Annotated in this window: 24 protein-coding genes; 13 read left to right on the top strand and 11 right to left on the bottom strand. The window is 72.7% G+C overall.

Going from position 1 to position 26,870, the window contains the following annotated elements:
• Positions 1-241 precede the first annotated feature (241 nt).
• On the top strand, positions 242-1,699 hold the full coding sequence (locus tag IE275_RS29095) for an aldehyde dehydrogenase (RefSeq protein ID WP_189714539.1): 1,458 nt from the start codon (positions 242-244) through the stop codon (positions 1,697-1,699).
• Positions 1,700-1,702: 3 nt separating this feature from the next.
• The gene (locus IE275_RS29090; protein ID WP_189714500.1) at positions 1,703-1,975 is read left to right on the top strand and encodes a ferredoxin; all 273 of its coding nucleotides are present in this window, start codon (positions 1,703-1,705) and stop codon (positions 1,973-1,975) included.
• A gap of 261 nt (positions 1,976-2,236) precedes the next feature.
• On the opposite strand, the gene IE275_RS29085 is transcribed toward IE275_RS29090, so the two are convergent.
• Complete coding sequence (locus IE275_RS29085; protein ID WP_189714498.1) at positions 2,237-2,863, bottom strand: TetR family transcriptional regulator; 627 nt, start codon at positions 2,861-2,863, stop codon at positions 2,237-2,239.
• Positions 2,864-3,072: 209 nt separating this feature from the next.
• Between IE275_RS29085 and IE275_RS29080 the strand changes: the two genes are divergently transcribed.
• From IE275_RS29080 to IE275_RS29070, 3 genes are read left to right on the top strand one after another with little or no spacing between them, the layout of a single operon-like run.
• A complete protein-coding gene (locus IE275_RS29080) occupies positions 3,073-4,449 on the top strand; it encodes a glycosyltransferase family 4 protein (protein ID WP_189714496.1) in 1,377 nt (458 codons plus the stop codon).
• The gene (locus tag IE275_RS29075; protein ID WP_189714494.1) at positions 4,443-5,195 is read left to right on the top strand and encodes a class I SAM-dependent methyltransferase; all 753 of its coding nucleotides are present in this window, start codon (positions 4,443-4,445) and stop codon (positions 5,193-5,195) included. Before IE275_RS29080 ends, IE275_RS29075 begins: the two co-directional genes overlap by 7 nt.
• Positions 5,192-6,262, top strand: a complete 1,071-nt coding sequence (locus IE275_RS29070; protein WP_189714492.1) for a prenyltransferase/squalene oxidase repeat-containing protein — start codon at positions 5,192-5,194, stop codon at positions 6,260-6,262. Before IE275_RS29075 ends, IE275_RS29070 begins: the two co-directional genes overlap by 4 nt.
• A gap of 66 nt (positions 6,263-6,328) precedes the next feature.
• On the opposite strand, the gene IE275_RS29065 is transcribed toward IE275_RS29070, so the two are convergent.
• Positions 6,329-6,622 carry a hypothetical protein gene (locus tag IE275_RS29065; protein WP_189714490.1) on the bottom strand — a complete coding sequence of 98 codons (294 nt, stop codon included), beginning with the start codon at positions 6,620-6,622 and terminating at the stop codon, positions 6,329-6,331.
• 149 nt (positions 6,623-6,771) lie between these two features.
• Between IE275_RS29065 and IE275_RS29060 the strand changes: the two genes are divergently transcribed.
• From IE275_RS29060 to IE275_RS29050, 3 genes are read left to right on the top strand one after another with little or no spacing between them, the layout of a single operon-like run.
• On the top strand, positions 6,772-8,067 hold the full coding sequence (locus IE275_RS29060) for a hypothetical protein (RefSeq protein WP_229870675.1): 1,296 nt from the start codon (positions 6,772-6,774) through the stop codon (positions 8,065-8,067).
• On the top strand, positions 8,064-9,644 hold the full coding sequence (locus IE275_RS29055) for a VWA domain-containing protein (RefSeq protein ID WP_189714488.1): 1,581 nt from the start codon (positions 8,064-8,066) through the stop codon (positions 9,642-9,644). Before IE275_RS29060 ends, IE275_RS29055 begins: the two co-directional genes overlap by 4 nt.
• On the top strand, positions 9,631-10,410 hold the full coding sequence (locus IE275_RS29050; protein WP_189714486.1) for a hypothetical protein: 780 nt from the start codon (positions 9,631-9,633) through the stop codon (positions 10,408-10,410). Before IE275_RS29055 ends, IE275_RS29050 begins: the two co-directional genes overlap by 14 nt.
• A gap of 15 nt (positions 10,411-10,425) precedes the next feature.
• Here the strand turns inward: IE275_RS29050 and IE275_RS29045 are convergent, their stop codons facing one another.
• From IE275_RS29045 to IE275_RS29020, 6 genes are all read right to left on the bottom strand, one after another.
• On the bottom strand, positions 10,426-11,439 hold the full coding sequence (locus tag IE275_RS29045) for an LLM class F420-dependent oxidoreductase (RefSeq protein WP_189714484.1): 1,014 nt from the start codon (positions 11,437-11,439) through the stop codon (positions 10,426-10,428).
• A 103-nt stretch (positions 11,440-11,542) separates the two neighbouring features.
• Positions 11,543-12,361, bottom strand: coding sequence for a DUF5336 domain-containing protein (locus tag IE275_RS29040; protein WP_189714482.1), 819 nt, complete (start codon positions 12,359-12,361; stop codon positions 11,543-11,545).
• A 163-nt stretch (positions 12,362-12,524) separates the two neighbouring features.
• Entirely contained in the window at positions 12,525-13,493 is a 969-nt protein-coding gene (locus tag IE275_RS29035) for an N-acetylmuramoyl-L-alanine amidase (RefSeq protein WP_189714480.1), read from the bottom strand.
• Between the two features lie 70 nt (positions 13,494-13,563).
• Entirely contained in the window at positions 13,564-14,382 is an 819-nt protein-coding gene (locus IE275_RS29030; RefSeq protein ID WP_189714478.1) for a hypothetical protein, read from the bottom strand.
• The gene (locus IE275_RS29025) at positions 14,382-14,924 is read right to left on the bottom strand and encodes a SigE family RNA polymerase sigma factor (RefSeq protein WP_189714476.1); all 543 of its coding nucleotides are present in this window, start codon (positions 14,922-14,924) and stop codon (positions 14,382-14,384) included. Before IE275_RS29025 ends, IE275_RS29030 begins: the two co-directional genes overlap by 1 nt.
• A gap of 37 nt (positions 14,925-14,961) precedes the next feature.
• The gene (locus tag IE275_RS29020) at positions 14,962-16,473 is read right to left on the bottom strand and encodes an MFS transporter (protein ID WP_373299301.1); all 1,512 of its coding nucleotides are present in this window, start codon (positions 16,471-16,473) and stop codon (positions 14,962-14,964) included.
• Positions 16,474-16,697: 224 nt separating this feature from the next.
• On the opposite strand from IE275_RS29020, the gene IE275_RS29015 reads away from it, so the two are divergent.
• Both IE275_RS29015 and IE275_RS29010 read left to right on the top strand, forming a co-directional pair.
• Complete coding sequence (locus tag IE275_RS29015) at positions 16,698-18,440, top strand: MFS transporter (protein WP_189714472.1); 1,743 nt, start codon at positions 16,698-16,700, stop codon at positions 18,438-18,440.
• A 117-nt stretch (positions 18,441-18,557) separates the two neighbouring features.
• On the top strand, positions 18,558-19,208 hold the full coding sequence (locus tag IE275_RS29010) for a class I SAM-dependent methyltransferase (RefSeq protein ID WP_189714470.1): 651 nt from the start codon (positions 18,558-18,560) through the stop codon (positions 19,206-19,208).
• A 157-nt stretch (positions 19,209-19,365) separates the two neighbouring features.
• Here IE275_RS29010 and IE275_RS29005 read toward each other — a convergent pair whose 3' ends face one another.
• The 3 genes from IE275_RS29005 to IE275_RS28995 all read right to left on the bottom strand — a co-directional run bounded on the left by IE275_RS29005 (position 19,366) and on the right by IE275_RS28995 (position 23,331).
• Positions 19,366-20,838: a hypothetical protein gene (locus IE275_RS29005; RefSeq protein WP_189714468.1), complete on the bottom strand. Its 1,473-nt coding sequence runs from the start codon at positions 20,836-20,838 to the stop codon at positions 19,366-19,368.
• A 319-nt stretch (positions 20,839-21,157) separates the two neighbouring features.
• Positions 21,158-21,790, bottom strand: a complete 633-nt coding sequence (locus IE275_RS29000) for a response regulator transcription factor (RefSeq protein WP_189714537.1) — start codon at positions 21,788-21,790, stop codon at positions 21,158-21,160.
• Between the two features lie 29 nt (positions 21,791-21,819).
• Complete coding sequence (locus tag IE275_RS28995; protein WP_189714467.1) at positions 21,820-23,331, bottom strand: sensor histidine kinase; 1,512 nt, start codon at positions 23,329-23,331, stop codon at positions 21,820-21,822.
• A gap of 389 nt (positions 23,332-23,720) precedes the next feature.
• On the opposite strand from IE275_RS28995, the gene chsH3 reads away from it, so the two are divergent.
• From chsH3 to IE275_RS28980, 3 genes are all read left to right on the top strand, one after another.
• Positions 23,721-24,578, top strand: coding sequence for an enoyl-CoA hydratase ChsH3 (chsH3, locus tag IE275_RS28990; protein ID WP_189714465.1), 858 nt, complete (start codon positions 23,721-23,723; stop codon positions 24,576-24,578).
• 204 nt (positions 24,579-24,782) lie between these two features.
• Complete coding sequence (locus tag IE275_RS28985; RefSeq protein ID WP_189714462.1) at positions 24,783-25,859, top strand: Zn-dependent alcohol dehydrogenase; 1,077 nt, start codon at positions 24,783-24,785, stop codon at positions 25,857-25,859.
• A 16-nt stretch (positions 25,860-25,875) separates the two neighbouring features.
• The gene (locus IE275_RS28980) at positions 25,876-26,832 is read left to right on the top strand and encodes a 3-oxoacyl-ACP reductase (protein WP_189714460.1); all 957 of its coding nucleotides are present in this window, start codon (positions 25,876-25,878) and stop codon (positions 26,830-26,832) included.
• Positions 26,833-26,870: the final 38 nt, after the last annotated feature.

The following is a 26,870-nucleotide window of genomic DNA, read 5'->3' as shown; positions in this document are numbered from 1 at the left end:
CGGCGGCCCCGGCAGGGCACCGGCCGGCGACGTCGGGGCCCGCCGGTCGACGAAGGATTCGACGAAGGAATCGATGAAGGGAGCGACGGACCGGCGACGGCCCACGCCGCATGACCTCACCCCCACCGGCGAAGAACCCGCTGGTGGGGGCCCGTCCGTCCCGGACCCTGGCTTAGTTCGACCGGAACTGGTATCAGTTTCTGAAACACCGTCAGAAACGATGCAGACGAAGGCAGTGGCCATGGCCGAGCTCGTGGAACACGGACAGCTGTTCATCGGCGGGGAACTGACCGACCCCCTGGGCAAGGACGTGATCGAGGTGATCTCCCCCCACACGGAGGAGGTCATCGGACGGGTGCCGCACGCCTGCGCGGCCGATGTGGACCGGGCGGTCGCCGTCGCCCGGCGGGCCTTCGACGAGGGCCCCTGGCCCCGGCTGTCCCTCGACGAGCGGATCGCGGTCGTCACCCGTATCAAGGACGCGATCGCCGTGCGCCACGAGGAGATCGCCCGGGTGATCTCCTCCGAGAACGGCTCCCCGTACTCCTGGAGCGTCCTCGCGCAGGCCCTCGGCGCGATGATGGTGTGGGACGCGGCGATCACCGTCGCCCGGGGCTTCCCCCACGAGGAACGGCGCGACGGCGTCCTCGGGAAGATCCTCGTGCGGCGGGAACCGGTGGGCGTGGTCGCGGCCGTCGTCCCGTGGAACGTCCCGCAGTTCGTGGCCGCCGCGAAGCTCGCGCCCGCGCTGCTCACCGGCTGCTCGGTGATTCTCAAGCCGTCGCCGGAGTCGCCGCTGGACGCGTACATCCTGGCCGACATCGCGCGGGAGGCCGGGCTGCCGCAGGGGGTGCTGTCGATCCTCCCGGCGGACCGCGAGGTGAGCGAGTACCTGGTCGGGCACCCCGGGGTCGACAAGGTGTCCTTCACCGGCTCGGTCGCGGCGGGCAGGCGGGTCATGGAGGTGGCCTCCCGCAACCTCACCCGCGTGACCCTGGAACTGGGCGGCAAGTCGGCGGCCGTCGTCCTGCCGGACGCGGACCTCGCCACGGCCGTGCCCGGGATCGTCTCGGCGGCCTGGATGAACAACGGCCAGGCCTGCGTGGCCCAGACCCGCATCCTCCTTCCCCGTTCCCGCTACGACGAGTTCGCCGACGCCTTCGCCGCGGCGGCCGGCGCGCTGGTCGTCGGCGACCCGCTGGACCCGGCGACCCAGGTCGGCCCGCTGGTGGCCGAGCGGCAGCGGCGCCGCAACCTCGACTACATCCGCATCGGCCAGGAGGAGGGCGCGAAGATCCTCACGGGCGGCGGCCGTCCGGCGGGCCTGGACCGCGGCTGGTACGTCGAGCCGACCCTCTTCGGGGACGTCGACAACTCCATGCGGATCGCCCGCGAGGAGATCTTCGGCCCGGTGATCTGTCTCCTGCCCTACGGGGACGAGTCCGAGGCGCTGAAGATCGCGAACGACTCCGACTACGGACTGAGCGGCAGTGTCTGGACGGCCGACGTGGAGCACGGCATCGAGGTCGCGCGCCGGGTCCGTACCGGGACGTACTCCGTCAACACCTTCAGCCTGGACATGCTCGGCCCGTTCGGCGGCTACAAGAACTCCGGGCTGGGGCGGGAGTTCGGCCCCGAGGGCTACTCCGAGTACCTGGAGCACAAGATGATCCACCTCCCGGCCGGCTGGGAGGGCTGAGCGATGGAGGCCTCTCCCGCGCGGGCCGAGCCGGGCGTGGGGGCGGGTGACCGCTGGCACGTCGAGGTCGACCGCTCCCTGTGCATCGGCTCCGCCCAGTGCCTGCACCACGCCCCGGGCGGCTTCCGGCTGGACTCCGCCCGTCAGTCCCACCCGGTCGATCCGGACCCGGACGCCAACGAGCGGGTGCTGGCGGCGGCGGAGAGCTGCCCGGTGGAGGCGATCACGGTGACGCTGGCGGGCAGCGGGGAGCCGGTGTTCCCGCCGGAGGAATAGAAGTAAAAAATTCACCTTTGGGTTGGTTCATCCCTCCCCGGTCGTCCTATCCTGAAAGTGGCCTACGAGGCGAGTGAGGGAACCCAACCGGAGTAGCCGACTTCGGCGCGACGTGAAAGGCATCCGCTGAGGCCGACGTCGACGGTCGGGTTGAGAGGCCGGACAGCGGCAGTCGGGCTGAACGGCGACCCCCATCACCTGATCCGGGCAGTACCCGGCGCATCCGGGCGACCCCGGCGAAGGGAACCCGTCTCGTAGGTTCTAGTCGTGCGCGCCGGCGCCCGGGTCCGTCACGTCGATCAGCCGGCACACCGTCTCGATGTCGATCCTCACCTGGGCGATGGACGCGCGCCCGGACAGCCAGGTGATCAGGGCGGAGTGCCAGGTGTGCTCGATGACGCGGACGGCGGACAGCTGCTCCGGGGTCGGGTTCTCCAGACCCATCGCGTCGAGGATGATCGCCGTCGTCTGGCGGGAGACCTGGTCGACCTCGGGGGAGACGCTGCGGTCGGCGAAGGTCAGCGCGCGGACCATCGCGTCGGCCAGGTGCGGCTCGCGCTGAAGGGCCCGGAAGGCCCGCATCAGGGTCTCCGCCACCCGGTCCGCCGCCCGGTCGCCCGCCGGGGGCTTCTTCCGCAGGGTGCCGTGCATGTGCTCCAGCTGGTCCTGCATGGTGGCGACCAGCAGGTGCACCTTGGAGGGGAAGTAGCGGTAGAGCGTGCCGAGGGCGACCTGGGAGGACTCGGCGACCTCCCGCATCTGCACCGCGTCGAAACCGCCCCGGCTGGCAAGCTGCGCGCTCGCGTGCAGGATGCGCCGGCGGCGGGCCTCCTGCCGCTCCGTGAGAGGGGAGGAGGCCGGGCGCTGGGTGCTGTCTTCCGCAGGCATGGGTCCCGTTCCGTGACAGTCGGTGAGGGTCGGTGATCACACAGCTTGGCAGTGCGGCCGGCCGTGGTGTGAATCACCTGATCCACTGGTCACAGCGTCCCTACCTGCCGGTAGATTCAGAGCCTCCCGAACGATCAAGTCTGAAACTTGTTCTAGATTAGCGTCCCGTCGTAGTGTCGCGGGACAGTGCAGGCAGAAGGGGGCCCGGAGTGACCGCTGAGGCCAGTCAGGCGGGGTCCCGGCGTGACCTCGCGGCAGACGGCGAGCGACCGCTCAACATCGCGCTCCTCACCTATAAGGGGAACCCGTTCTGCGGGGGCCAAGGGGTCTACGTACGGCATCTCTCGCGCGAGCTGGCGCGCCTCGGCCACCGCGTCGACGTCATCGGTTCGCAGCCGTATCCGGTGCTCGACGAGGGCCACGACGACCGGCTGTCCCTGACCGAGCTGCCCAGCCTCGACCTGTACCGCCAGCCCGACCCCTTTCGCACCCCGGGGCGCGAGGAGTACCGCGACTGGATCGACGCCCTCGAAGTGGCGACGATGTGGACCGGCGGCTTCCCCGAACCCCTGACCTTCTCCCTGCGCGCCCGCCGCCATCTGCGGGCCCGCCGCGGCGAGTTCGACGTCGTGCACGACAACCAGACCCTCGGATACGGGCTGCTGGGAGACGTCGGCGCGCCGCTCGTCACCACCATCCACCACCCCATCACCGTCGACCGGCAGCTGGAGCTGGACGCCGCCGACGGCTGGCAGCGCCGCTACTCCGTGCGCCGCTGGTACGCGTTCACCCGGATGCAGAAGCGGGTCGCCCGCCGGCTGCCGTCCGTACTGACCGTCTCCGGGACCTCCCGCCAGGAGATCGTCGACCACCTCGGCGTCCGTGACGACCGCGTCCACGTCGTCCACATCGGCGCCGACACCGACCTGTTCTCGCCCGACCCGTCCGTGGCCGTCGTCCCGGGCCGGATCGTGACGACGTCCAGCGCGGACGTGCCGCTCAAGGGCCTGGTCTTCCTCGTCGAGGCGCTCGCCAAGGTGCGCACCGAGCACCCGCACGCCCACCTCGTCGTCGTCGGCAAGCGCCCCCAGGAGGGGCCCATCGCCCAGGCGCTCGAGCGCTACGGCCTCGAAGGCGCCGTCGACTTCGTCAAGGGCATCTCGGACGCCGAACTGGTCGACCTGGTGCGCTCGGCGGAGGTCGCCTGCGTGCCCTCGCTGTACGAGGGCTTCTCCCTGCCGGCCGCCGAGGCCATGGCCACCGGCACCCCCCTGGTCGCCACCACCGGCGGCGCGATCCCCGAGGTCGCCGGACCCGACGGCGAGACCTGCCTGGCCGTACCGCCCGGCGACGCGGGCGCCCTGGCCGCGGCGCTGGCCCGGCTGCTCGGCGACCCCGGGCTGCGGGCCCGGCTCGGCGCGGCCGGCCGGCAGCGGGTGCTGGAGCGGTTCACCTGGGCGCGGGCCGCCCAGGGCACGGTGGCCCGCTACCGCGAGGCGATGGCCGCGGGCGGCGCCCGGCCGGCGCACCCGGCCCGCGAAGATGTTGACGTTGTATCCGATCGCGAAAGCAGGGCCACGTGCTGACCGTCGACTTCTCCCGGTTCCCGCTCGCCCCGGGGGACCGGGTCCTGGATCTCGGCTGCGGGGCCGGCCGGCACGCCTTCGAGTGTTACCGGCGAGGCGCCCAGGTCGTGGCCCTCGACCAGAACGCCGAGGAGATCCGCGAGGTCGCCAAGTGGTTCGCGGCGATGAAGGAGGCCGGTGAGGCCCCCGAGGGCGCCACCGCCACCGCGATGGAGGGCGACGCCCTCGCCCTGCCCTTCCCCGACGAGTCCTTCGACGTCGTCATCATCTCCGAGGTGATGGAGCACATCCCCGACGACAAGGGCGTGCTCGCCGAGATGGTCCGGGTCCTCAAGCCCGGCGGACGCATCGCGATCACCGTCCCGCGCTACGGCCCCGAGAAGGTCTGCTGGGCCCTCTCCGACGCCTACCACGAGGTCGAGGGCGGCCACATCCGCATCTACCGCGCGGACGAACTCCTCGCGAAGATCCGCGAGGCCGGCCTGAAGCCGTACGGCACCCACCACGCCCACGCGCTGCACTCGCCGTACTGGTGGCTGAAGTGCGCGTTCGGCGTCGACAACGACAAGGCGCTGCCGGTGCGGGCGTACCACAAGCTGCTGGTCTGGGACATCATGAAGAAGCCGCTGGCCACCCGGGTCGCCGAGCAGGCGCTGAACCCGCTGATCGGCAAGAGCTTCGTCGCCTACGCGACCAAGCCCCATCTGCCGAAGATCGCCGAGAAGACCGGGGCGGACGCCACGTGACCACCCCCCGGACAGAACACCTCGTCCTGCCCGGGGTCCTCACCGCCGAGCAGGCTGCCGCGACCGTCGCCGGCATCCTCGCCGTGCAGCGGGAGGACGGCGCGATCCCGTGGTTCCGGGGTCACCACCTCGACCCGTGGGACCACACCGAGGCCGCGATGGCGCTGGACGCCGCGGGCGAGCACGAGGCCGCCGAACGGGCCTACACCTGGCTCGCCCGGCACCAGAACGAGGACGGCTCCTGGTACGCCGCGTACCGGGACGGCGACTTCACCGACGTCACCGACCGGGGCCGCGAGACGAACTTCGTCGCCTACATCGCCGTAGGGGTCTGGCACCACTACCTGTCCACCGGCGACGACACCTTCCTGGACCGCATGTGGCCGGCCGTCTACGCGGCCGTCGAGTACGTGCTGCGGCTCCAGCAGCCCGGCGGGCAGATCGGCTGGCGGCGCGACGACGACGGCACGCCCACGGCGGACGCCCTGCTCACCGGCTCCTCCTCGATCCACCAGGCGCTGCGCTGCGCGCTGGCCGTCGCCGAGCAGCGCGAGGAGCCGCAGCCCGACTGGGAGCTGGCCGCCGGCGCGCTGCGGCACGCCGTCCGCCGGCACCCGGAGCGGTTCCTCGACAAGGACCGCTACTCGATGGACTGGTACTACCCGGTGCTCGGCGGGGCGTTGACCGCCGCGGAGGCGAAGTCCCGGATCGAGGCGGACTGGGAGCGGTTCGTGGTGCCCGGGCTCGGGGTGCGGTGCGTCGTGCCCAACCCGTGGGTGACCGGCGGCGAGTCGGCCGAACTCGCCCTCGCGCTCTGGGCGACGGGCGAGTCCGACCGGGCGCTGGAGATCCTCCAGTCCATCCAGCATCTGCGGGACCCCGAGTCCGGGCTGTACTGGACGGGCTATGTCTTCGACGACGACGCGATCTGGCCGCGCGAGCTGACGACCTGGACGGCGGGCTCCCTGCTGCTCGCCGTCGCCGCGCTGGGCGGCCACGAGGCCACCTGCGCGGTGTTCGGGGGCGAGCATCTGCCCTGGGGACTCGAGACGGACTGCTGCGCCTGAGGTCATCAGGTAGTGGGGTCATCAGGTAGTGGGGTCCTGAGGTAGCGGGGTCCTGAGGCAGTGGGGTCAGTGGCGGTGGACCCGGTTCGCGATCGCGTGACCGACGAACAGGTACACCACCGCCGCCAGACCGTAACCGGCCACGACCCTCGCCCACGCCTCGTCGAAGGTGAACAGGTCGTACGACCAGCCGGCGAGCCAGCGGGCCACGTCGTGGACGAACTGGACGAAGTCGTTCCCGCGGTTCGCGTCCAGCAGGTACATGAGGATCCACAGGCCCAGGATGAGGGCCATGACGTCGGCGACCACGGCGATGACCGTGCCGGCCTGGTTCGCACCGTTGCGATATCGAGGGGACATGGGCTGCGGGTTGCCGCTGCGCGGCGTCTGAAACCCGACCCGTCCCGGACCGTCATTTCTCGCGCGTTGGCCTGGAGTTGACCCTTCCGCGGGGCCGTGTTCGAAGGCGTGCCCGATGATCCTGGCCCCGGAGTGGCAGGAGGGGGCCGTTGTCCGTCACCGGAAGACCCACGATCGACGAACCGAGACTCACCACCCGGCGGGTGCGCCGCCGCCGCGTCCCCCGGCATGTCGTCGCCGCGCTGCCGCTCGCGCTGGCCGGACTGATCTCCCTGCTCGTCTCCGGGAACACCCTCAGACCGTTCGAACAGATCACCACCCTGGAGGCGAAGATGGCCTCCAAGTCCGACTTCTTCAAGGACCCCGAGGTGCAGCGGCTGCTGCTGCGGCACGGCATACGGGTCGACATCCACCGGCTCGGATCGCGCGGCATCGCCACCCAGTCGCTGAAGGACATGGACGTCGTCTTCCCGTCCGGCCAGCCCGCCGCGAAACTCGTCCTCGACCGGCAGGACCGTTCCGTCCGCTCGGCCCGCCCCTTCGTCACCCCGCTCGTCCTCGGCACGTTCCGCTCCTACGCCGAGACCCTCGTCAGGGCCGGCGTCGCCACACCCCAGGGGGCGGCGGGCGGCGACACCCTCTACTACGACCTCGACATGCGCCGCTTCATGGGCCTGCTCGACGGCAGGGACGGCGGCCGCAGCACCGCCGACCAGGACGGCGACGGGAAGACCGAGGGCGCCGACACCTGGAACGGCATCGGCTTCGACACCGCCGGCGGCCGCAGCAACAGCGGCCGGGTGCTGGTGCGCACCTCCAGCGTCTGCGAGTCCAACTCGGCCGGCACCTACCTCAGCCTCCTCGCCTTCGTCGCCAACCGGAACAGCACCCCGGGCACCCAGAACGTGAACGACGCCCGGCTCGCCCAGGACGCGGTGACCGACCTCGCGGCCAGGATCAAACCTCTGATCAGCCTCCAGGGCATGTGGGCCGACGAACAGGCCGACAGCTACCTCTCCGACCTCGGCGAGTCCATCGCCCCCCTCTCCGTGATCTACGAGCACCAGTACCTGGCCCACCAGATCGCCCACCACGACCGGCACGGCCGCCAGGACACCGACCGCGTCCTGCTCTACCCCACCCCCTACACCCTCACCGAACCCCAGCTCATCTCCCTCACCGACCGCGGCGACCGGCTCGTCCGCATCCTGGAGGAGGACGACGCGCTGCGCGAACGGGCCCTCGAACTCGGCTTCCGGGTCCGTGACTCCGACGCGGAGGAGGACACCGGCGAACGCCTCGACGCCTACCTGCGCGATCACGGCATCCAGGTCCCCGTCCCCAACACCGACCGGACCAAGGCCTACGAGCCCGACCTCGACGTCCTGGAACGGATCATCGACTACGTCGGCAGCTGCCCGCCGCCCGCCAAGGACACCCCGTGAGGCGGCGGATCGGCGCCCTCGCCCTCGCCGTCGCCCTGCTCGCCACCCTGACCTCCGCCTGCGCCCGCGACCCCGACCACCTCACCCTGCGCGTCCTCGCCAGCCCCGAACTCGCCGACGTGGAACCGCTCCTGGACCGGCTGGAGAACGACACCGGCGTCGAACTGGAGATGACCTACGAGGCCACCGCCGACCTCGCCGGCCGGCAGCCCCCGGCCGCCGGGAAGCCCTCCTACGACCTGGCCTGGCTCGCCTCCGACCGCTCCTTCCAGCTGCGGGTGCAGGACTCCGGCGGCCGCCTCGCCCGGCCCGAGTCCACCTCCGTGATGCGCTCACCGGTCGTCGCCGGCCTCACCCCCGAGACCGCCGCCGCCCTGCGCGCGAACACCCCCGGCGGCCGGATCACCTGGGCCGACCTCGCGGACGCCGCCGCCGACGGCCGGCTGCGCTTCGGCATGGCCGACCCCCGGCGCAGCGACACCGGACGCGCCGCCCTGGTCGGTGTCGCCACCGCCGCCGCCGGCACCGGCAGCGCCCTGCGCGAACAGGACGTCTCCTGCGACCGGCTGCGCGGCTTCCGCTCCGGCCAGAGCCTCACCGCGCCCAGCTCCCGCGCCCTGCTCGACACCTATCCGAAGGACCAGGACGCCGCCGACGCGCTGATCGCCCACGAGTCCGAACTGCTCGCCCTGAACGCCGGCGGAAGACTCGCCCACCCGCTGGAGATCGTCCACCCGGACGACGGCATGGTCCTGTCCGACTTCCCGCTGCTCCTCCTCGACCCCGCCGAACGCACCGCCTACCGCAAGGTCACCGACTGGCTGCTGAGCGCCGACACCCAGCGCGAGCTGATGCGCCGCACCTTCCGGCGCCCGGTCAACAGGGACGTCGAGCCGTCGGCACGGCTGCGGGTGCCGGTCGGCAACGCGCTCTCCTACCCCGACCGGCTGTCGATCGTGGAGCGGCTCGTCGACGACTACGGCGACCCCGCGCACCCCACCGGCGACCAGGTCGTCTTCCTGCTGGACTTCTCCACCTCGATGCGCGGCGACCGCATCGCCGCACTGCGCGCCGCGTTCGCCGGGCTGAGCGGCGCCGACCGCACCACCACCGGCAAGTTCGCCCGCTTCCACCGAGGCGAGATCCTCACCGTCGTACGGTTCGGCGGCCGGGTGCTCCAGGAGCGGACGGTCACCGTGCGCGGGGACGGCGACCTGGAGACCCTCGACCGGATCGTCGCCGGCGGCGGCTTCGACGACGCCACCGCCGTCTGGTCGGCCCTCGACCGCGGCTATCGCATCGCCGCCGACGCCGTGCGCGCGGCACCCGAACGGCCCGTCGCCCTTGTGCTGATGACGGACGGCGAGAACAACGCGGGCCTCACCTATGCCGAGTTCCTGCGCCGGCACGAACGGCTCGGTGCCGCCGCCGACGCGGTGCCGACCTTCACCGTCCCGTTCGGAGAGGCCGACCCCGAAGCCCTGGAGCGGGCCGCCACGGCGACCGGCGGCCGGCTGGTCGACGCCGGACTCTCCTCGCTCTCCGACGCGTTCAAGGAGATCCGTGGGTGTCATTGACGATCAGTGGTGGAGCCTGTGGTGGCCCTGGGTGGCCGTCTGGGCGGTGACGGCGGGCGCCTGCGCCGTCCTCGCACGCCACGCCCTGCACCGCGCCGGCCGGCTGCGCCGCCGGCGCGGCGGCGGCCGCACCGTGCAGGGCATGTGCTTCTTCCTGCACAAACCGCGGGTCATGGACCTCTACGAGTACGGCGGCTTCTCCGCGGCCCTGGAGGCGGAGGTCGCCGACCGCACCAACGTCAACGCGGGGGTGGGGCTGTTCGCGCGGCTGCTCGGCGGCCTGTTCGGGGCGCACCGGGAAGCCACCAAGGAACGCGTCACCGCCTACATCCAGCACAGCACGCCCATCACCGTGATCCGGCTGCTGACGGACACCATGCGCAAGGAGGACGCCGTGGTCCACGCCGACCTCACCACCGGCGTCGTCACCCCGAACCGGGCGCTCGCCGACACCCTGGGCGAACAGGGCGGCGACGGCCGCGTGCCGCTGACCGCCATCGGCGTCGCCACGGCGTTCGTCTCGGTCACCGGCCTGTTCACCGCCCGCCATGCCGAGAACGGCGACATCGTGCTGCGCGCCCGGTACGGCACCGGCGAGCCCGCCGCCCAGGTGCGCATCACCTGCGAGGCGTCCGGGGTGCGCGAGGGCTTCCACAACGCCGAGTACTTCACCGGGGAGTTCCAGGCCCGCTGCCTGGGCAAGGTGCCGACCTGGAACCGGGAGAACGGCGAGCTGACGCTCAACCCGATCGCCGTCTTCCTCTGACGGGCCCGGCGGACGTCAGGCGTTCAGCTCGGCCAGCACCCGCAGGGTGTGCGGGTCCGGCGCCAGGGCCAGCAGGTCCGTCACCGGGCCCCTGCGCCACGGCTCCAGCCGCTCCGCGATCCGTTCACGCGGCCCGACCAGCGAGATCTCGTCGGCGAAGGCGTCCGGGACGGCCAGCACCGCCTCCTCCCGCCGGCCCGCCAGGAACAGCTCCTGGATCCGCCGCGCCTCCTCCTCGTACCCCATGCGTGCCATCAGGTCGGCGTGGAAGTTGCGGGTGGCATGGCCCATGCCGCCGATGTAGAAGCCGAGCATGGCCTTGACGCCCAGCAGGCCCTCGGCGACGTCGTCGCAGACCCTGACCCGGGCCATCGGCGCGACCCGGAACCCCTGCGGCAGCTCCGCGATCGCCGGCCCGTACGCGTCCGGCCGGTTCGGCGACCAGTACAACGGCAGCCAGCCGTCCGCGATCCGCGCCGTCTGCGCCACGTTCCGCGGGCCCTCGGCCCCCAGCAGCACCGGCAGCCGCGGCCGCAGCGGATGCGTGATGGACCGCAGCGGCCTGCCCAGACCGGTCGCCCCCGGCCCCCGGTAGGGCAGCGGATGGAACCGCCCGTCGCCCAGCTCCACCGGCCCCTCCCGCCGCAGCACCTGTCGTACGACGTCCACGTACTCCCGGGTCGCGGTCAGCGGCGACGCCGGGAACGGCCGCCCGTACCAGCCCTCGACCACCTGGGGGCCCGACAGACCGAGCCCGAGCGTCATCCGCCCGCCGGAGAGATGGTCCAGGGTGAGGGCGTGCATCGCCGTGGTGGTGGGGGAGCGGGCCGCCATCTGCGCGACCGCCGTGCCCAGAGCGATCCGTGTGGTGTGCGCGGCGATCCAGGTCAGCGGGGTGAAGGCGTCCGAACCCCAGGACTCCGCCGTCCACACCGAGTCGTACCCGAGCCGCTCCGCCTCCCGCGCCAGCTCCACATGGCCGGGGTCGGGGCCGCGGCCCCAGTAGCCGAGCGCGAGACCGAGCCGCATCACTGCCTCCTGACGGTCCGTCAGATCTCTGGGGGCTGCGACTGTACGACAACGGCCCCCCGCCCGGAAGGGCGAGGGGCCGTGAGCTGCCCGCGCGGTTCGCTCAGCCGCGCTGGATGCCGGAGGAGTCCCGCAGGACACCGCGGCGGCCGTCCTGGGTCTGCGCGACCAGACCCTGGGAGCCCTGCTCGACCGCGAGGTACCAGGTACCCGGCGCCAGCTCCGCGATCGGCATCGGCGCACCGTCCTCCCCGTACAGCGGACGCGGCACCGGCACGGCGAACCAGAACGGCGAGAAGTCCTGCGCCGACGGCTGCGCCGCACCGGGCTGCGCGCCGAACGGCGGCTGCCCCGGGGCCTGCGGCTGACCACCGAAGGCCGACGGCTGCGGCGCACCCGGGTAGCCGTAACCGGCGGGCGGCTGGGCACCGTAGGGCTGCGGCGTCGGCGGCTTCGGAGCCGGCACCAGCCCGGCCTGAAGGGCGGGGACCAGGGGGGTGGCGATGGCGGCGCCGGCCATGACCAGCGTCGCGACGAGCGCCAGGATCAGGCCCGTGCCGGCGTCGGGAGCACCCGAGTCGGAACCGCTGCCGATGTTGTCCACGGCGCCCACCGGGTCGATCACATTGCCCAGGGCGCTCCACGCGGCGAACAGCGCGAAGGCGACACCGAAGGGGCCGAGCTCCAGGCCGACGACCTTGCGGGGCTGCGGCAGTCCTCGGGCGACAACGACGAGGGCCGCCCCGATGAGGCCCGCGAGGACAACACTGAGCAGGACCGGTCCGCTCGACCAGAGGCTCGGCATGTCGACGCTGTCGGGTACGCCGTCGTACGAGTAGTTGTCGAGGAACGACGCGATGAAGAGCAGTACCGCTGCTCCGATCACCACGCCGTCGCCTCGAGTGAGGGAGCGGATATTCACTTCAGGTCCTTCGTCAGTCGTCATCAGTACGCGTTGGTAGAGGCGTCGCTGTCACCATGTCGCCGTCAGGCCCCTGTGTGAAGCGCGGGGGTGGCCCCTCATCGTAGGGACGACACTATCGTCCACACGATCGGGATGTCCGCCCGGATCTATGCGCTGATCACTACCCGCGCAGGAAACTCACGATTCCCTCAGAGATCCCCTGCGCCGCCTTCTGCCGCCAGGCGCCACTGGTCAGCAGCGCCGCGTCCTTGCTATCGCGCATGTTGCCGCACTCGATGAACACCTTGGGAACCGTTGACAGATTGAGACCGCCCAGGTCCTCACGCGTGACGAGACCGGTGCCGTCGCCGATGTAGTTGGACGGGGAACTGCCCGTCGTGCGTGCGAAGTCGTCCGCGATCAGTTTTCCGAGGTTCTTCGACGGGCCCGTGATGGCACGGGTGTCGGCGGCACCCGCCCGTACCGAGCCCGGCAGGATCACGTGGAAGCCGCGGTTGCCGGTTCCGGAGCCGTCCGCGTGGATCGAGACGACCGCGTCGGCGTGCGCCGCGTTCCCGATCCGGGCCCGCTCGTCCACGCACGGCCCGTACGGCCGGTCCGCGTCCTGGGTCAGCTTCACCGTGGCGCCCCGCTGTTGCAGCAGGGTCCGCAGCCGGTGCGCGACGTCCAGGGTGAAACGGGCCTCGCTGTAACCGGAGTTGGTGGACGTCCCCGTGGTGTCGCACTCCTTGGAGTTGGTGCCGATGTCCACCGTGCGGTTGATCTCGGCGGTGTGCTCGGCGTTGGCCGGGTTGTGGCCGGGGTCGATGACGACGACCTTGCCCTTGAGGGAGTCGGAGCCCTTCGGATCGGAGGTGGCGGACGCGGTCGCCCCCGGGTCGCCGGTCTTGCCTTCGCCGTCCGTGGGGGAGTGCAGCACGCTCGGCGTCGCCCCGGACCCCGCCGCCCGGTCCGCCCCGTCCCCGCCGTCTCCGGTCCCGCCGAGCGTCCCGTACGCCAGCCAGCCCAGCAGCGCGCCGGGCACCAGCACGGCGAGCGCGACGGTCAGCGGACGGCGCAGCCGGGACCGGCGGGGCTGCGGAGAGCCGAACGGGTCGAAGGGGTCGGAGGGCGGGCTGGTGTACGACACGCGTGCCACCCTAGCGGGCACCCCGGGACGAGCTCGGGGGCGGCGGCCGGACCTGCCGCCCCGGCCGCTGTCAGGGCACGGTCACCTCCGCCGACGCGAACTCGGTGCCCTGGGGAGCCAGGCAGACGAACCAGGCGTTCGGGGACCCTTCGGGGGTACGGATCGCCGGCCGGTCGACGGAGACATCGGTGCGGGCGGGGACCCTGTCGAGCTTGGTGGTCGTGCCGTCCTTCCAGCGGCAGGTGACCGCCTGGGCGGTCTTGGCCACAGAGCCGATCACCAGGCGGTTGGGGCCGTTGGAGTCCGGGTCGAGGGGCATCGCCCCGGACTCGTTGTCGTTGCCCGACAGGGCTTCCGAGGCGGGGGCCGTGCCCTGTATCTTCACGGTGCCCTGGCTCTTGGCGGCGCCGTAGCTGCGCAGCACGAAGTACGAGATCTTGCCGACCAGGTCGGAACCCTCGGTCACGTCGATCGGCGCCTCGCCGTACTCGCCCATCGCCGCCAGCTGGGCCGCCCCCTCCGCCGCGTCGCGCGGGGCCGCCCACACGTCGATGTAGACCCACCAATAGTTTCCGTCCGGCTCCCGGCCGGTGCCGAGCGTCGTGCGGTACGGCCGCCCCACGTCCTGCACCACGCTGGGTGACGGCGGCGCCGCCACCTGCTGCCCGTCGCCGCCGGACAGCCCCGTGACCGCCAGCGCCCCCGTCGAGCCGGCCACCACCAGGGCCGCGGCGGCCGCGACCGCCCAGCGCCGGGCCTTGCGGCGGCGGCCGCCGCGGATCAGGGCCTGGGTGGGGGCTATGCCGATCTCCACCTCGTCCGCGGCGTCGGCCAGCAGGAGGGCGATGTCGTGCTGCGTCATGTCGTGGTTCTCCCGGTCCGCGCTCATCACTTCCGCCCTCCGTGCGTCACCATGTCCGCCAGTCCCGGTATGGCGCGCAGTTTCGCGATCCCCTTGGCCGTGTTGCTCTTCACCGCGCCGACCGAACACCCCATCGCCTCGGCCGCCTGCGTCTCGGTCAGGTCCTCCCAGTACCGCAGGACCACTGCCTCCCGCTGCCGCGGTGGCAGCTCGGCGAGCGCCTTCAGCAGGGCATGGCGGTCGTCGGCCTGGGCGATGCGGTCGCCGGTGTCGGCGATCTCGTACGCCAGGCCCCGGTCGTCGCCCTTCGGGGCGAGGAACTCCCGCAGCTTCCTGCGGTACCTGCGGGCATGCGCGTTGATCATCACGCGCCGTACGTACGCCTCCGGTTCGTCGGCCGCGGCGACCCTGCGCCAGGCCACATAGACCTGTTCGAGCGTCGACTGGACCAGGTCCTCCGCGGCGTGCTGCTCCCCCGTGAGGAGAAATGCCGTGCGCATCAGCCGTGGGTAGCGGCCGATGGCGAAGGCCTGGAACTCCGTGTTCCCGGCCTGCTTGCGATCCCCCATGGGCACCTCCTAGATGTTCAAAGGAGGCCCCGAGCGGTCAGGATCGTTGCCCCGGCGCGGAAAGTTTTTCCGCCGCCCCGCCGGCCGCGCCCGCCCCGTCGTTCCCCACGCCCCCGCCGACCGGGCGCGGCAGCCACACCAGCATCAGGACGACCCCCGCGAGCAGCACCCCGGTGCCTGTCCGGAACGCCAGCGCGTACCCCTCGGTCAGGGCCTCCGGCGTCCCGCGCCCTGCCGTCCGGGCGGCCGCGATCGTCGACAGGACGGCCAGGCCCAGCGAGCCGCCCATCGTGCGGGAGGTGTTGACCAGACCGGACACCAGACCGGCCTCGCCGGGCGGGGCCCCCGAGGTGGCCAGCGCGGCGAGCGGGGTCGAGGCCAGGCCGGCGCCCAGCATCATCAGCACGCCCGGCAGCATGATCCCGGTGACGTACGGGTCGTCGATCCGCATCGTGGACTGCCAGCCGAAGCCGGTCGCCGCGACGAGCGTGCCCAGCGCCGCCACCGTGCGCGCCCCGGCCGTGCGCATGAGGCGCGGCGCGAGCTTGGAGCCGAGGACGACGGCCAGCGAGCTGGGCACCAGCGCGAGGCCGGCCTCCAGCGGGGTGTAGCCGAGGGCGTTCTGCGCGTACAGCGTCAGGAAGAACCACATGGCGAACATCGCCGAGCCGGACAGGAACATCGCCGCGTTCGCCGCCGACACCGCCCGCCGCCGGAACAGGGCCAGCGGCATCAGCGGGGCCGCCGTGCGTGCCTCCACGGCGAGGAACAGCCCGATCAGCGCGAGCCCGGCGGCCAGCGGTACGAGCGTGGCCGACGCCGTCCACCCCTCGCTCTCGGTCTGCGAGATGCCGTACGCCAGCGTGGCCAGGCCGGCCGTGACCAGCAGAGCGCCCGGCAGGTCCAGACGGCGGCCGTCGCCGGCGCGGCTCTCGCGCAGCCATCGCAGGGCGCCGCCCAGCACGACGGCCCCGACGGGCACGTTGATCAGCAGCACCCACCGCCAGGACAGGACGTCCACCAGCACTCCGCCGACGAGTCCGCCGGCGGCCCCGCCGCCCGCGCCGACCGCCGTCCACGTGGCGATCGCACGGGCCCGGGCGGCACCCTCCGGGACGGCGGAGGTGACGATCGTCAGCGTCGACGGGGCGAGCACCGCCGCGCCGAGGCCCTGCACGGCCCGCGCGAGGAGCAGCTGCCAGCCGTCCTGGGCGAGTCCGCCGGCCAGCGAGGCCACGGTGAACAGGGCGAGCCCGGCGAGGAACATCCGCTTGCGGCCGTAGAGGTCACCCGCGCGTCCGCCGAGCAGCATGAATCCGGCGAAGGCGATGGCGTACGCGTTCACCACCCACTGGAGTCCGGACGGGCTCAGGTCCAGGTCGGTGCGCATCGACGGCAGCGCCACGTTCACGACGGACACGTCCAGGACGACCAGGAACTGTCCGGCGCACGCGAGCGCCACGACCAGCCAGGCGGCGGGGGCGCCACGACCGGATCCGTGCGGGCGGGGGGATCTGCGGGGGCGGGTGGTACCGGCGGATTCCAGCATGGGCGTCATGGTCTCAACCCGGCTGCGCCCCTTGCATCGGGATTTGGCCCTAGGTCGCGGGTCGCGGGTCGTGGGTCGTGGGTGGTGGGTTGTGGGCCGTGGGGGGGCTTCGTCAAGAGAGGCTAAAGAAACTGTTAGTACGCCGAAGCATCGGAATAGTTGCCCATGCATACAGGTTCGGTCTCCATGTATCCCCGACGCACCGCCCCGGAGGCCCCCTTCCCATGACGCACTCGACGACCGACCGGCCCACCCGCGAGGCGAGCGGAGCCGTCGTCCCGGTGCTCGCCTTCGCGGGCATCGTGGTAGCGGTGATGCAGACCCTGCTGGTCCCGGTCATCAAGGACCTGCCGCAGCTGCTCGGCACCTCGCCCAGCAACGCCACCTGGGTCCTGACCTCCACCCTGCTCTCCGGAGCCGTGGCCACCCCGATCATGGGCCGCCTCGGCGACCTGTACGGCAAACGGCGCATGCTGGTCCTCAGCCTGGCCGTGATGGTCGCCGGCGCCCTGGTCAGCGCGGTCACCAGCGCACTGCTCCCGATGATCGTCGGCCGTACCCTCCAGGGCTTCGCCATGGGCGCGATCCCGCTCGGCATCGGCCTGATGCGCGACATGCTGCCCCGGGAACGGCTCGGCTCGGCGATGGCGCTGATGAGCTCCTCGATCGGCGTCGGCGGCGGCCTCGCGCTGCCCGCCGCGGCCCTGGTCGCCCAGCACGCCGACTGGCACGCCCTCTTCTACGGCGCCGCGGGCCTCGGCGTCCTGTCGATCGTCCTCACCCTCCTCGTCGTCCCGGAGTCCCCGGCCCGCGCCGAGGGATCCTTCGACCTGCCGGGCGCCTTCGGCCTCTCCGCCGGACTGGTCCTCTTCCTCCTGCCGATCACCAAGGGCAGCGACTGGGGCTGGACCTCCGCCACCACCCTCGGCCTGTTCGCCGCCGCAGCCGTCGTCCTGATCCTGTGGGGCGTGATGGAGCTGCGCGTCAAGGCCCCGCTGGTGGACCTGCGCACCACGGCCCGCCCCGCGGTCCTCTTCACCAACCTCGCCTCGATCATGGTCGGCGTCAGCTTCTACGTCGTCTCCCTGGTCCTGCCGCAGCTCCTCCAGCTGCCCACCGCCACCGGCTACGGCCTCGGCCAGTCGATGGTCGTCGCCGGCCTGCTCGTCGCCCCGCTCGGCCTGACGATGATGTTCACCGCACCCGTCTACGCCCGCCTGTCCGCCAAGTACGGCCCCAAGGTCACCCTGATCATCGGCATGGTGATCATCGCGATCGGCTACGGCGCCGGCCTCGGCCTGATGAACGCCGCCTGGCAGAGCCTGGTCATCGCCGTCGTCCTCGGCGCCGGCATCGGCCTCGCCTACTCCTCGCTGCCCGCCCTGATCGTCGGCGCCGTCCCCGCCTCCGAGACCGGCGCCGCCAACGGCCTCAACACCCTGATGCGGTCCATCGGCACCTCCGTCTCCAGTGCCGTCATCGGCATGGTCCTGGCCAACACCGCCAACGACGTGGGCGGCGTCGCCGTCCCCACCATGCACGGCTTCCGGGTCTCCTTCCTCATCGCCACCGGTGCCGTCCTCGTCGGCCTGGTGCTCGCCCTGTTCCTGCCCGGGCGGCAGCGCCCGTCGGCCGGACCGCAGCTGCGCGCCAGCAGCGAGGAGGACGCCAACCTGGAGCGCGCCGAGGAGGCCCTGCGCGGCTTCCGGGGCCGGGTCCTGGACGCCGACGGCTCCCCGGTCGCCCGCGCCCGCGTCACCCTGATCGACCGACGTGGCCGCCAGGCCGGCGCCACCCTGTCCGAGGAGGACGGCAGCTACACCCTCGCCGTCCCCGCCCAGGGCGCGTACGTCCTCGCCGCCAAGGCCACCGGCCACGGACCGCTCGCCTCCGCCGCGAGCCACGGGGGCGACGAGCGCGCGGTACGGCTGGACCTCTCGCTGCCGGGCGAGACGGTCACCGCCTAGCGACCGACCGCCGGCATCCGTCCCGCATCCCTCCCGCACCCCCCGTCGCACCGCCGGCCGGGGGTGCGGCAGCATGGGCGCCCGGACATCCACCACCCTTGTCGGAAGGCAGGCCCCATGACCGCGGCACCGAAGCCCGAGATCCTGGCCGCGTTCGAGGCCGCGAAGGGCTTCATGCCCGTGGACGAGGGGCTCGCGCTGTACGCGGCCGCCGTCGAGGCGGGCCGACTGGGGCTGCCCCTGCTCGAGGTCGGCACCTACTGCGGGCGCTCCACGATCCTGCTCGCCGACGCCGCCCGCGCCGCCGGAGTCACCGCGCTCACCGTCGACCACCACCGGGGCAGCGAGGAGCAGCAGCCGGGCTGGGACTACCACGACCCGGAGACCGTCGACCCCGAGGTCGGCCTGATGGACACGCTGCCCACCTTCCGCCGCACCCTGCACCGGGCCGGCCTGGAGGAGCACGTCGTCGCCCTGGTCGGCCGCTCGCCGCAGGTGGCGAAGATCTGGAACGCGCCGCTCGGCCTCGTCTTCGTCGACGGCGGCCACACCGACGAGCACGCCACCGCCGACTACGAGGGCTGGGCACCCCATCTGGCGCCGGGCGGCCTGCTCCTGGTCCACGACGTGTTCCCGGACCCGGCCGACGAGTTCACCGGCCAGGCCCCCTACCGCGTCTACCTGCGCGCCCTGGCCTCCGGCGCCTTCACCGAGGTCTCGGTCACCGGTTCCCTGCGGGTACTGCGGCGGACGGGCGCGGGGATCTAGAACGCGTTCGGGACGGTATCGGGTCGACTCGGCGCCGTGTTCGGGGCGGTGCCGCGTGGGGACGGTGCCGCGTTCGGCGGTGTCGGGTTGAGGACGGGGTCGTGTTCGGGGCGGCGACGCGCGCAGGACGGCGACGCGGCCAGGACGGCGACGCGCTTCAGGAGGAGGTCGCGTTCCGGCGGCGACGGCGGTAGACCGACAGGAGCAAGACCGCCACGGCGCCCGCGCCGATCGCCGCCCACAGACCCGGGTGCCGGGAGGGCCGGTAGAACGGGGCCGGTGACGCCTCCAGCGGGATGACGGCGATGTCGTTGCCGGGAGTGCGGTCGAACGGGTTGTACGTGCGGATCGTGCCCTTCGCGCCCGGGACCTGCCGGTCGATGCGGAGGTGGAAGTCGATGGCCGTCGTCCCCCCGTCGTGCCGCACTTCGTAGAACCGGTCGTAGCCGATCTCGCAGACGAAGGCGCCGCCCGGCTTCTCGGGCCGGTCGCACGCCCACTCCCCGCCGTCCCCCTCGAAGGTGTACGGGACGGACGTGACCGTGGTGCCCTCCGGCGGGACCACCTCGAAGCGGCCCATCTCCTCGTCGCCCCGTATCCGGCCGGGGCCGAGGTTCAGCAACCCCAGACGCACCTTCACCGTGTCGCCGACCCGGCCCCGCACGGTCGCGGTCACCGGGCGGTAGTCGACCTGCACGGTGGTGGTGATCGCGAGCCTGCCGTGGCTGTCGTCGAAGGTCTGGTTCGCGGTGCGGATCAGGGTGAGGGGTGCGCCCGTGCCGCGCACGGTGTGGTCCGCGGGCTTCTGCGGGGCCGACGACCAGGTGTAGGTGACCTCGCCGGTCAGCCTCTCGGGCTGTGTGACCGTGTAGACCAGCGGGGCGCTGGTGCGGTAGGCGGCGCCGGCCGCGGCCTTCGTGGGGAAGGTGCACCAGGCGGAGGTGGGCGCGGGGCCCGCGTAGAAGCAGTTGCTGTGCCGGGCCGTCAGCGTCACCCCGTCCGACACGCCGACCTGGACGGCGACGCCCTTTTCGGTGGGGAAGCGGGTGTTGTTGGCGAACCTCGGGGCCAGCGTCGCGGCTTTCCCCGGCGCGAGCCCGCTCACGCCGGGTTCCCGGCCGGGCGAGGACAGCGTCGGGCCGCCGATGGTCATACGGGTGGTGCCGGTGACGGGGGCCGCGTTGTCGGCGGTGGCGGAGTACGTCACCGTCCCGCTGTCGCCGGGCCGGACGCCGTCCACGCCGTGGATGACGAAGGGGTTGTAGCTCTCGCCGTCGCCGTTCTGGAGGTTGCCGTACGTGCAGGTGAACACGGGGCCCGCGCCTTCGCAGGTCCCGCCGCCGCTCACGGTGGCGACGCCCGCCAGACCCGACGTGTCCACGACGACCTCGACGTTGCGGGCGTCGCCGTTCTCACTGGGCATGACGAAGACGGGCACGGGAAAGTCGCCGTTCTCGGCCTTCGCCCCCTCGTCGGCGTTGTACATGGTGTACGTCTTCGCGGTGTCGAACCGCAACACGACGTCGTCGGAACCGTCGGCCGCGGCGGGTCCCACCGCCGTGGCGAGTAACGCCGCGAGACCCGCCGCCAGCGCGGCCGAACGTCTGAGGATCCGTATCGGTGAAGACATGCGGGCACTATGCCAGCGAGGGTCCGGACCTCCGCAGGCGGTCCGTGGCGACCGGCCGTTGGGTGGCCGTCGTTACCGGTCCGCCGTGGTTGGTGCCTTGCGGCAGGTCCGCTGTTGCCCGTGTCCGCCGTGGGCCGCTCTTCCGCGGCCGGCGCTCCACGGCTGGTGCGCCACGGGCGGTCCGCCGTGGCTGATCCGCTGCGGTCGGTGCCGCGGGGTCGGTGTCCTGCGGCCGGTTCGCCGTGGCTGGTCCGGCACCGTCGGTTCGCCGCGACTGGTCCTCGGCGGCACGACCTCCTCGGCGGGTCCCAGCCGTTCGTCACAGCCAGCCCTGCTGCCGGGCCTCCCGCATCGCCTCCATCCGGTTGCGGGTGGCCGTCTTGCCGATGGCGGAGGACAGGTAGTTGCGGACCGTGGACTCGGACAGGTGCAGCCGCTCGGCGATGTCCGCGACCGTCGCGCCGTCCACCGACGCCTTCAGCACATCGCACTCGCGGGTGGTGAGCGGATTCGGGCCGGCGCCGAGGGCGGCCGCCGCGAGCGCCGGATCGATGACGGTCTCGCCCGTCAGCACCCGGCGGATCGCCGCCGCCAGCTCCTCCACCGGACCGTCCTTCACCAGGAAACCGGCGGCCCCCGCCTCCATGGCCCGCCGCAGATAGCCGGGCCGGCCGAAGGTGGTCAGGATCAGCACCCGGCAGTCGGGCGCCTGGTCGCGCAGCTCGGCCGCGGCCTCCAGTCCGCTCATGCCCGGCAGTTCGATGTCGAGGAGGGCGACGTCCGGGCGGTGGAGCAGGGCCGCGTCGACGATCGCGTCCCCGGCCCCGACCTGGGCCACGACCTCGATGTCCGGCTCCAGCCCCAGCAGCAGGGCCAGCGCGCCGCGCAGCATGCCCTGGTCCTCCGCCAGCAGCACCCTGATGGACTTGGTGGGCCGGTGGTCGCGGGGCATTTCGCCCAGGGGCCGGCCGGGCATCTCGTTCACGGCCCAAGCGTAGGTCCGGTCGGCACGGGAGGCAGCTCCCTTGCGGGCGCTGTCACCTCGGACGGCCCTGCCCCGGACGCCGCCGTCGCCTCGGCCCCCGTCGCCGTCGACGTCTCCATGCCCATGGGCAGTTCGGCCGTCACCGTGAAGCCGCCGCGCGGACCCGGCCCGGCCGTCAGCGAGCCGCCCGCCGCCGCGAGCCGCTCACGCAGACCGGTGAGCCCCGTGCCGCCGACGCCCGCACAGGCGGCACCCCGTCCGCCGTCGGCACCTTCTCCGCCTCCGCTGCTCGCCCCCGGCCCGTCGCCCGCGCCCCGCCCGTCGTCCGTCACCGTCAGCCGGGCCCGTTCCGCCGATCCGGACACCGTGATCCCGCAGTGGGTGGCGCCGCTGTGCCGGACGACGTTGGTGACCGCCTCGCGCACCACCCAGCCCAGCAGGGCGGCGGTCTGTGGCTCCACGGGTGCGCCCGACTGGCTGACGGACGGCTCGACACCGGCCGCCGTGAGCGCCGAACGGGCCCGCTCCAGTTCGGTGGGCAGGCTGCCCTCGCGGTAGCCGGTGACCGCCTCGCGTATCTCGGTCAGGGCCTGCCGGCCCACCGACTCGATGTCCGTGATCTGGGCGAGGGCGGAGTCGATGTCACGGGGCGCCAGCCGCCGGGCCGCTTCCGACTTCACCACGATCACCGACAGGGTGTGCCCGAGCAGGTCGTGCAGATCCCGGGAGAACCGCAGCCGTTCCTTCTCCACCGCCCGCCGGGCCAGCTCCTCACGGGCGGCGCGCAGCTCCCGTACGGCCTCGGCCAGCGTCAGGATGACGGCCGTCACCACGGTGGAGATCCAGGTGGCGTAGGCAATGTCCAGGCCGCCCCAGCCGTCGTGCAGGACGGCGACCGTACCGGCGAGGAGGCTCAGTACCGCGCTGGCCTCGCGCAGCCGGGCTCCGCGCAGGGCGGCGCCCGCGGCCAGGCCGAGGAGGGGGAAGAAGAGCAGCCAGTTGCCGCCGTAGCCACCGGCGAGACCGCAGGTCACCAGGGTCATGACCGCCAGGGCCGCCCGGGTGGAGGGCGCCTCGCGCTTGTCCTTCACGAAGGAGCGGACGGTCACGTAGATGTAGCAGGAGTTGAAGGTGAGCAGCCCCAGGCCGCCGAGCAGCGGGTTGGGCGTCTCGCCCTGGAAGAGGTTGGAGAAGGCGCCCATCCCCAGCAGCAGCCAGGGCAGCAGGGCCACCGGGGTGGGCGGCGGTCCCGGCGGCTCCGCCAGGTCGCCGCCGGCCTGACGAGCGGCCCTGTCGTCGGCCCGGCAGCCGACCCCGTGCCCGGTTCCGCACTCGGCCCCGAGCACGCCTCCACCCTCGGCCCCGCGCCCGCCCCCACCCTCGGCCTCGTACCGCTCCTTGTGCGCCCGCCAGGCGCGCTGCTGCTCCCGCGCCTCGCGGAACGGCGCGCGCCAGGCGGCCCAGTGGCACGCCAGTGTCTTCCGCCACCTGCCGGGTGTCCTCGCCATGTCCCTGCCCCCGTTCGATCCGGCCCTGTCCTTCGTCGTCCTTCGTCCGTCTTCGACGCTACGGTTCCCGGCGCCCGTCCGGCAGGGCCGCATGTCATCGACCGGGCGGGACAAATGTCATCGGTCGCACCCCACCCCCGTCGCAGGGAGGGCCCTCCCGCCGCCGAGACCCCTTCCCCTTCCCCGAGGAACACCCTCCCGACCGTTTCTGACATGCCGTCAGGAGTCTTCACAAGTACACAGGGCTCGGCTATACAGAGGGTCGCCGCACTGGAACGCGTTCTAGAACCCCGGCGGGTTCCGCGGCACCGTGACGACCTCGGTGCGGCCGACGGTGCGGACGGCCGTGCCGGGGTCTTACGCCCTGTACCGCCACCGTCAGGAGCCCCATGCCCATCGACGCAGCCAAGGCGCTCGCCGCCGAACCCCGGACCGGCGAGATCTCCTGGAACCGCAAGGACGTCCAGCTCTACCACCTCGGGATCGGCGCGGGTGTCCCCGCCACCGACCCGGAGGAACTGCGCTACACGCTGGAGTCCCGGCTGCACGTCCTGCCCAGTTTCGCCACCGTGGCCGGCTCCGGCTCGCCCGGGGTGATCAGCGGACTGTCCATGCCCGGCGTCGAGGTCGACCTGGCCCGTGTCCTGCACGGCGGACAGCACCTGGAGATCCACCGCCCGCTCCCGGTGGAGGGCCGCGCGACCGCCACCGGCCGGATCGCCGCCGTCTACGACAAGGGCAAGGCCGCCGTCCTCGTCATGCGCACCGAGGTGGCCGACGCGGACGGGCCGCTGTGGACCAACGACGCCCAGATCTTCGTCCGGGGCGAGGGCGGCTGGGGCGGCGACCGGGGCCCGTCCGCCCGTCTGGAGCCGCCCGCCGGACCACCCGACCGGGTGGTGGAGCGCGCGGTCCGCGAGGACCAGGCCCTGCTCTACCGCCTCTCCGGCGACTACAACCCGCTGCACGCCGACCCCGAGTTCGCCAAGCTCGCCGGCTTCGACCGGCCCATCCTGCACGGCCTGTGCACCTACGGGATCACCCTCAAGGCGGTCGTCGACATGCTGCTGGACGGGGACGTCACCCGGGTGCGGTCGTACGCCACCCGCTTCGCCGGGGTCGTGTTCCCCGGCGAGACCCTGCGCATCCGGCTGTGGCGGGGGGAGGGCGAGGTGCGGGCGGCCGTGAGCGCGGTGGAGCGCGACGACGCGGCGGTTCTCGCCGACACCGTCGTCCGGCACACCTGAACCCCGCGTTCCGTCCCGTCCGAACCACCCGCTCCGCAAGACAAGGCCCGCAAGGCAACACCCGTAAGGCGGGGCCCGTAAGGCAACACCCGTAAGGCAAGGCCGGTAAGGCAAGGCCGGTAAGGCAAGGCCGGTAAGGCAAGGCCGGTAAGGCAAGGCCGGTAAGGCAACACCCGTAAGGGGACCCGAGGGGAGAGCCGCACCATGCGCGCAGCCGTACTTCAGGAGATCGGTCAGGACAAGCTGGAGGTCCTCGACGACGTCGAGGCGGTGGGCTTCGGCCCCGGCCGGGTCAGGGTCCGGATCCGGGCCACCGGACTGTGCCACTCGGACCTCTCCGCCATGGGCGGGGTGCTGCCGCAGCCCGCGCCGTTCGTGCCCGGCCACGAGGGCGCCGGCGAGATCCTCGAGGTGGGGGAGGGGGTCACCCGGGTCAAGCCGGGCGACCGGGTCGTCGTCTGCTGGCTGCCCGCCTGCGGCGCGTGTCCCGCCTGCCGGCGCGGCCAGACCGAGCTGTGCCTGGCCGGGTTCATGAACGCGGGCACGCCCAACTTCCGCCGCCCCGGCGGGGACCTGTTCGGCTTCGCCGGGACCGGCACCTTCGCCGAGCAGGTCGTGGTCGACGCGGGCTGCGCCGTCCCGATCCCCGACGACGTGCCCTTCGACATCGCCGCCCTCATCGGCTGCGGGGTGACCACCGGCCTCGGTGCCGCGCTCAACACCGCCGATGTGGAGGCGGGTTCGTCGGTCGCCGTCATCGGCTGCGGCGGGGTCGGCATCTCCGCGATCCAGGGCGCGCGGCTCAAGGGCGCCGCCGAGATCGTCGCCGTCGACCCGGTCCTGTCCCGGCGCGAGGCCGCGCTCAGGTTCGGCGCCACGAAGGCGGTCTCGCCCGACGAACTGGCCGGCGCCAAGCAACTCGTCACCGGCGGCGAGGGCTTCGACTACGTCTTCGAGGTCGTCGGCCGCTCCGCCACGGCCCGCACCGCCTACGAGAACACCCGGCGCGGCGGCACCCTCGTGGTCGTCGGCGCGGGTGCCATGGACGACTTCCTCCAGCTCAACATGTTCGAGCTGTTCTTCGACGAGAAGCGGATACTGCCCTCGATGTACGGCGGCGGCGACGTCCTGCGCTCCTACGAGCGGACCATCGCCCTGTGGCGGGCCGGCCGGATCGACCTGGAAGGCCTGATCACCCACCGGGTCCCGCTCGCCGGGATCAACGAGGCACTGGACCAGATGCGCACCGGGACCGCGCTGCGGACCTGCATAGAGATCTGAGGGGCGGGCGGATCGCATGGCACTGCCGATCGAGGGACCGCTCGCGGGACTCTCCGCGATCGTCACCGGCGCCGGGCGCGGGCTCGGCCGGGCCGAGGCGCTGGAACTGGCCCGGCTGGGCGCGTCCGTCGTCGTCAACGACTACGGGCGGTCCGGCCGCGACGGCTCGGGCGAGTCGTCGGCCGGCCCGGCGGAGACCGTCGTGCGGGAGATCCGGGCCGCCGGGGGCACCGCGCTGGCGCACACCGGGGACGTCTCGGACTTCCGGCAGGCCCGTGAACTGGTCGAGTCGGCGATCGAGACGTTCGGCAAGCTGGACGTCGTCGTCAACAACGCGGGCATCCTGCGCGACCGGATGGTCTTCTCCATGGTGGAGGAGGAGTGGGACGCGGTGATCCGGGTCCACCTCAAGGGCCACTTCAACACCACCCGTTTCGCCGCCGCGCACTGGCGGGAGCGGTCCAAGGCGGCGGGCGGCCCGGTGTACGGGCGGATCGTGAACACCTCCTCGGAGGCGTTCCTGGCGGGCTCGGCCGGACAGCCCAACTACGCGGCGGCGAAGGGCGGAATCGTCGGGCTGACGACGTCCACCGCCCTCGCGCTCGCCCGGTACGGCGTCACGGCCAACGTGATCTGTCCGCGCGCCCGGACCCGGATGACGCAGGACGTCTTCGCCGGGTTCGCGCAGCCGGCCGAGGGACTCGACCCGCTCGCCCCCGAACATGTCGCCCCACTGGTCGGCTACCTGGCGTCCCCGGCCGCCGCCCGGATCAACGGGCAGCTGCTCGTGGTGCACGGCGGGATGGTCGCGGTCGTCGAACGGCCTCGGGTGCGGGCGAAGTTCGACTGCAAGGGGGACACGTTCGGGTTCGAGGAACTGGACGCCGCCCTCGGCAGCCACTTCGCGGACCGGCCGGACGGGGAGACGTTCGCCGCGGCGGAGGTGCTGGCGCTGCGGCGGGAGCAGCGATAGGAGCGGAGAGAGAAGTAATAGAGAGAGGCAAAGAGCGA

The sequence above is a fragment of the Streptomyces phaeofaciens genome (assembly GCF_014648915.1).
GTDB classification, from domain to species: domain Bacteria; phylum Actinomycetota; class Actinomycetes; order Streptomycetales; family Streptomycetaceae; genus Streptomyces; species Streptomyces phaeofaciens.
Note: the sequence above shows the minus strand (reverse complement) of the source record. Positions and strands in the feature narration are given on the sequence as shown.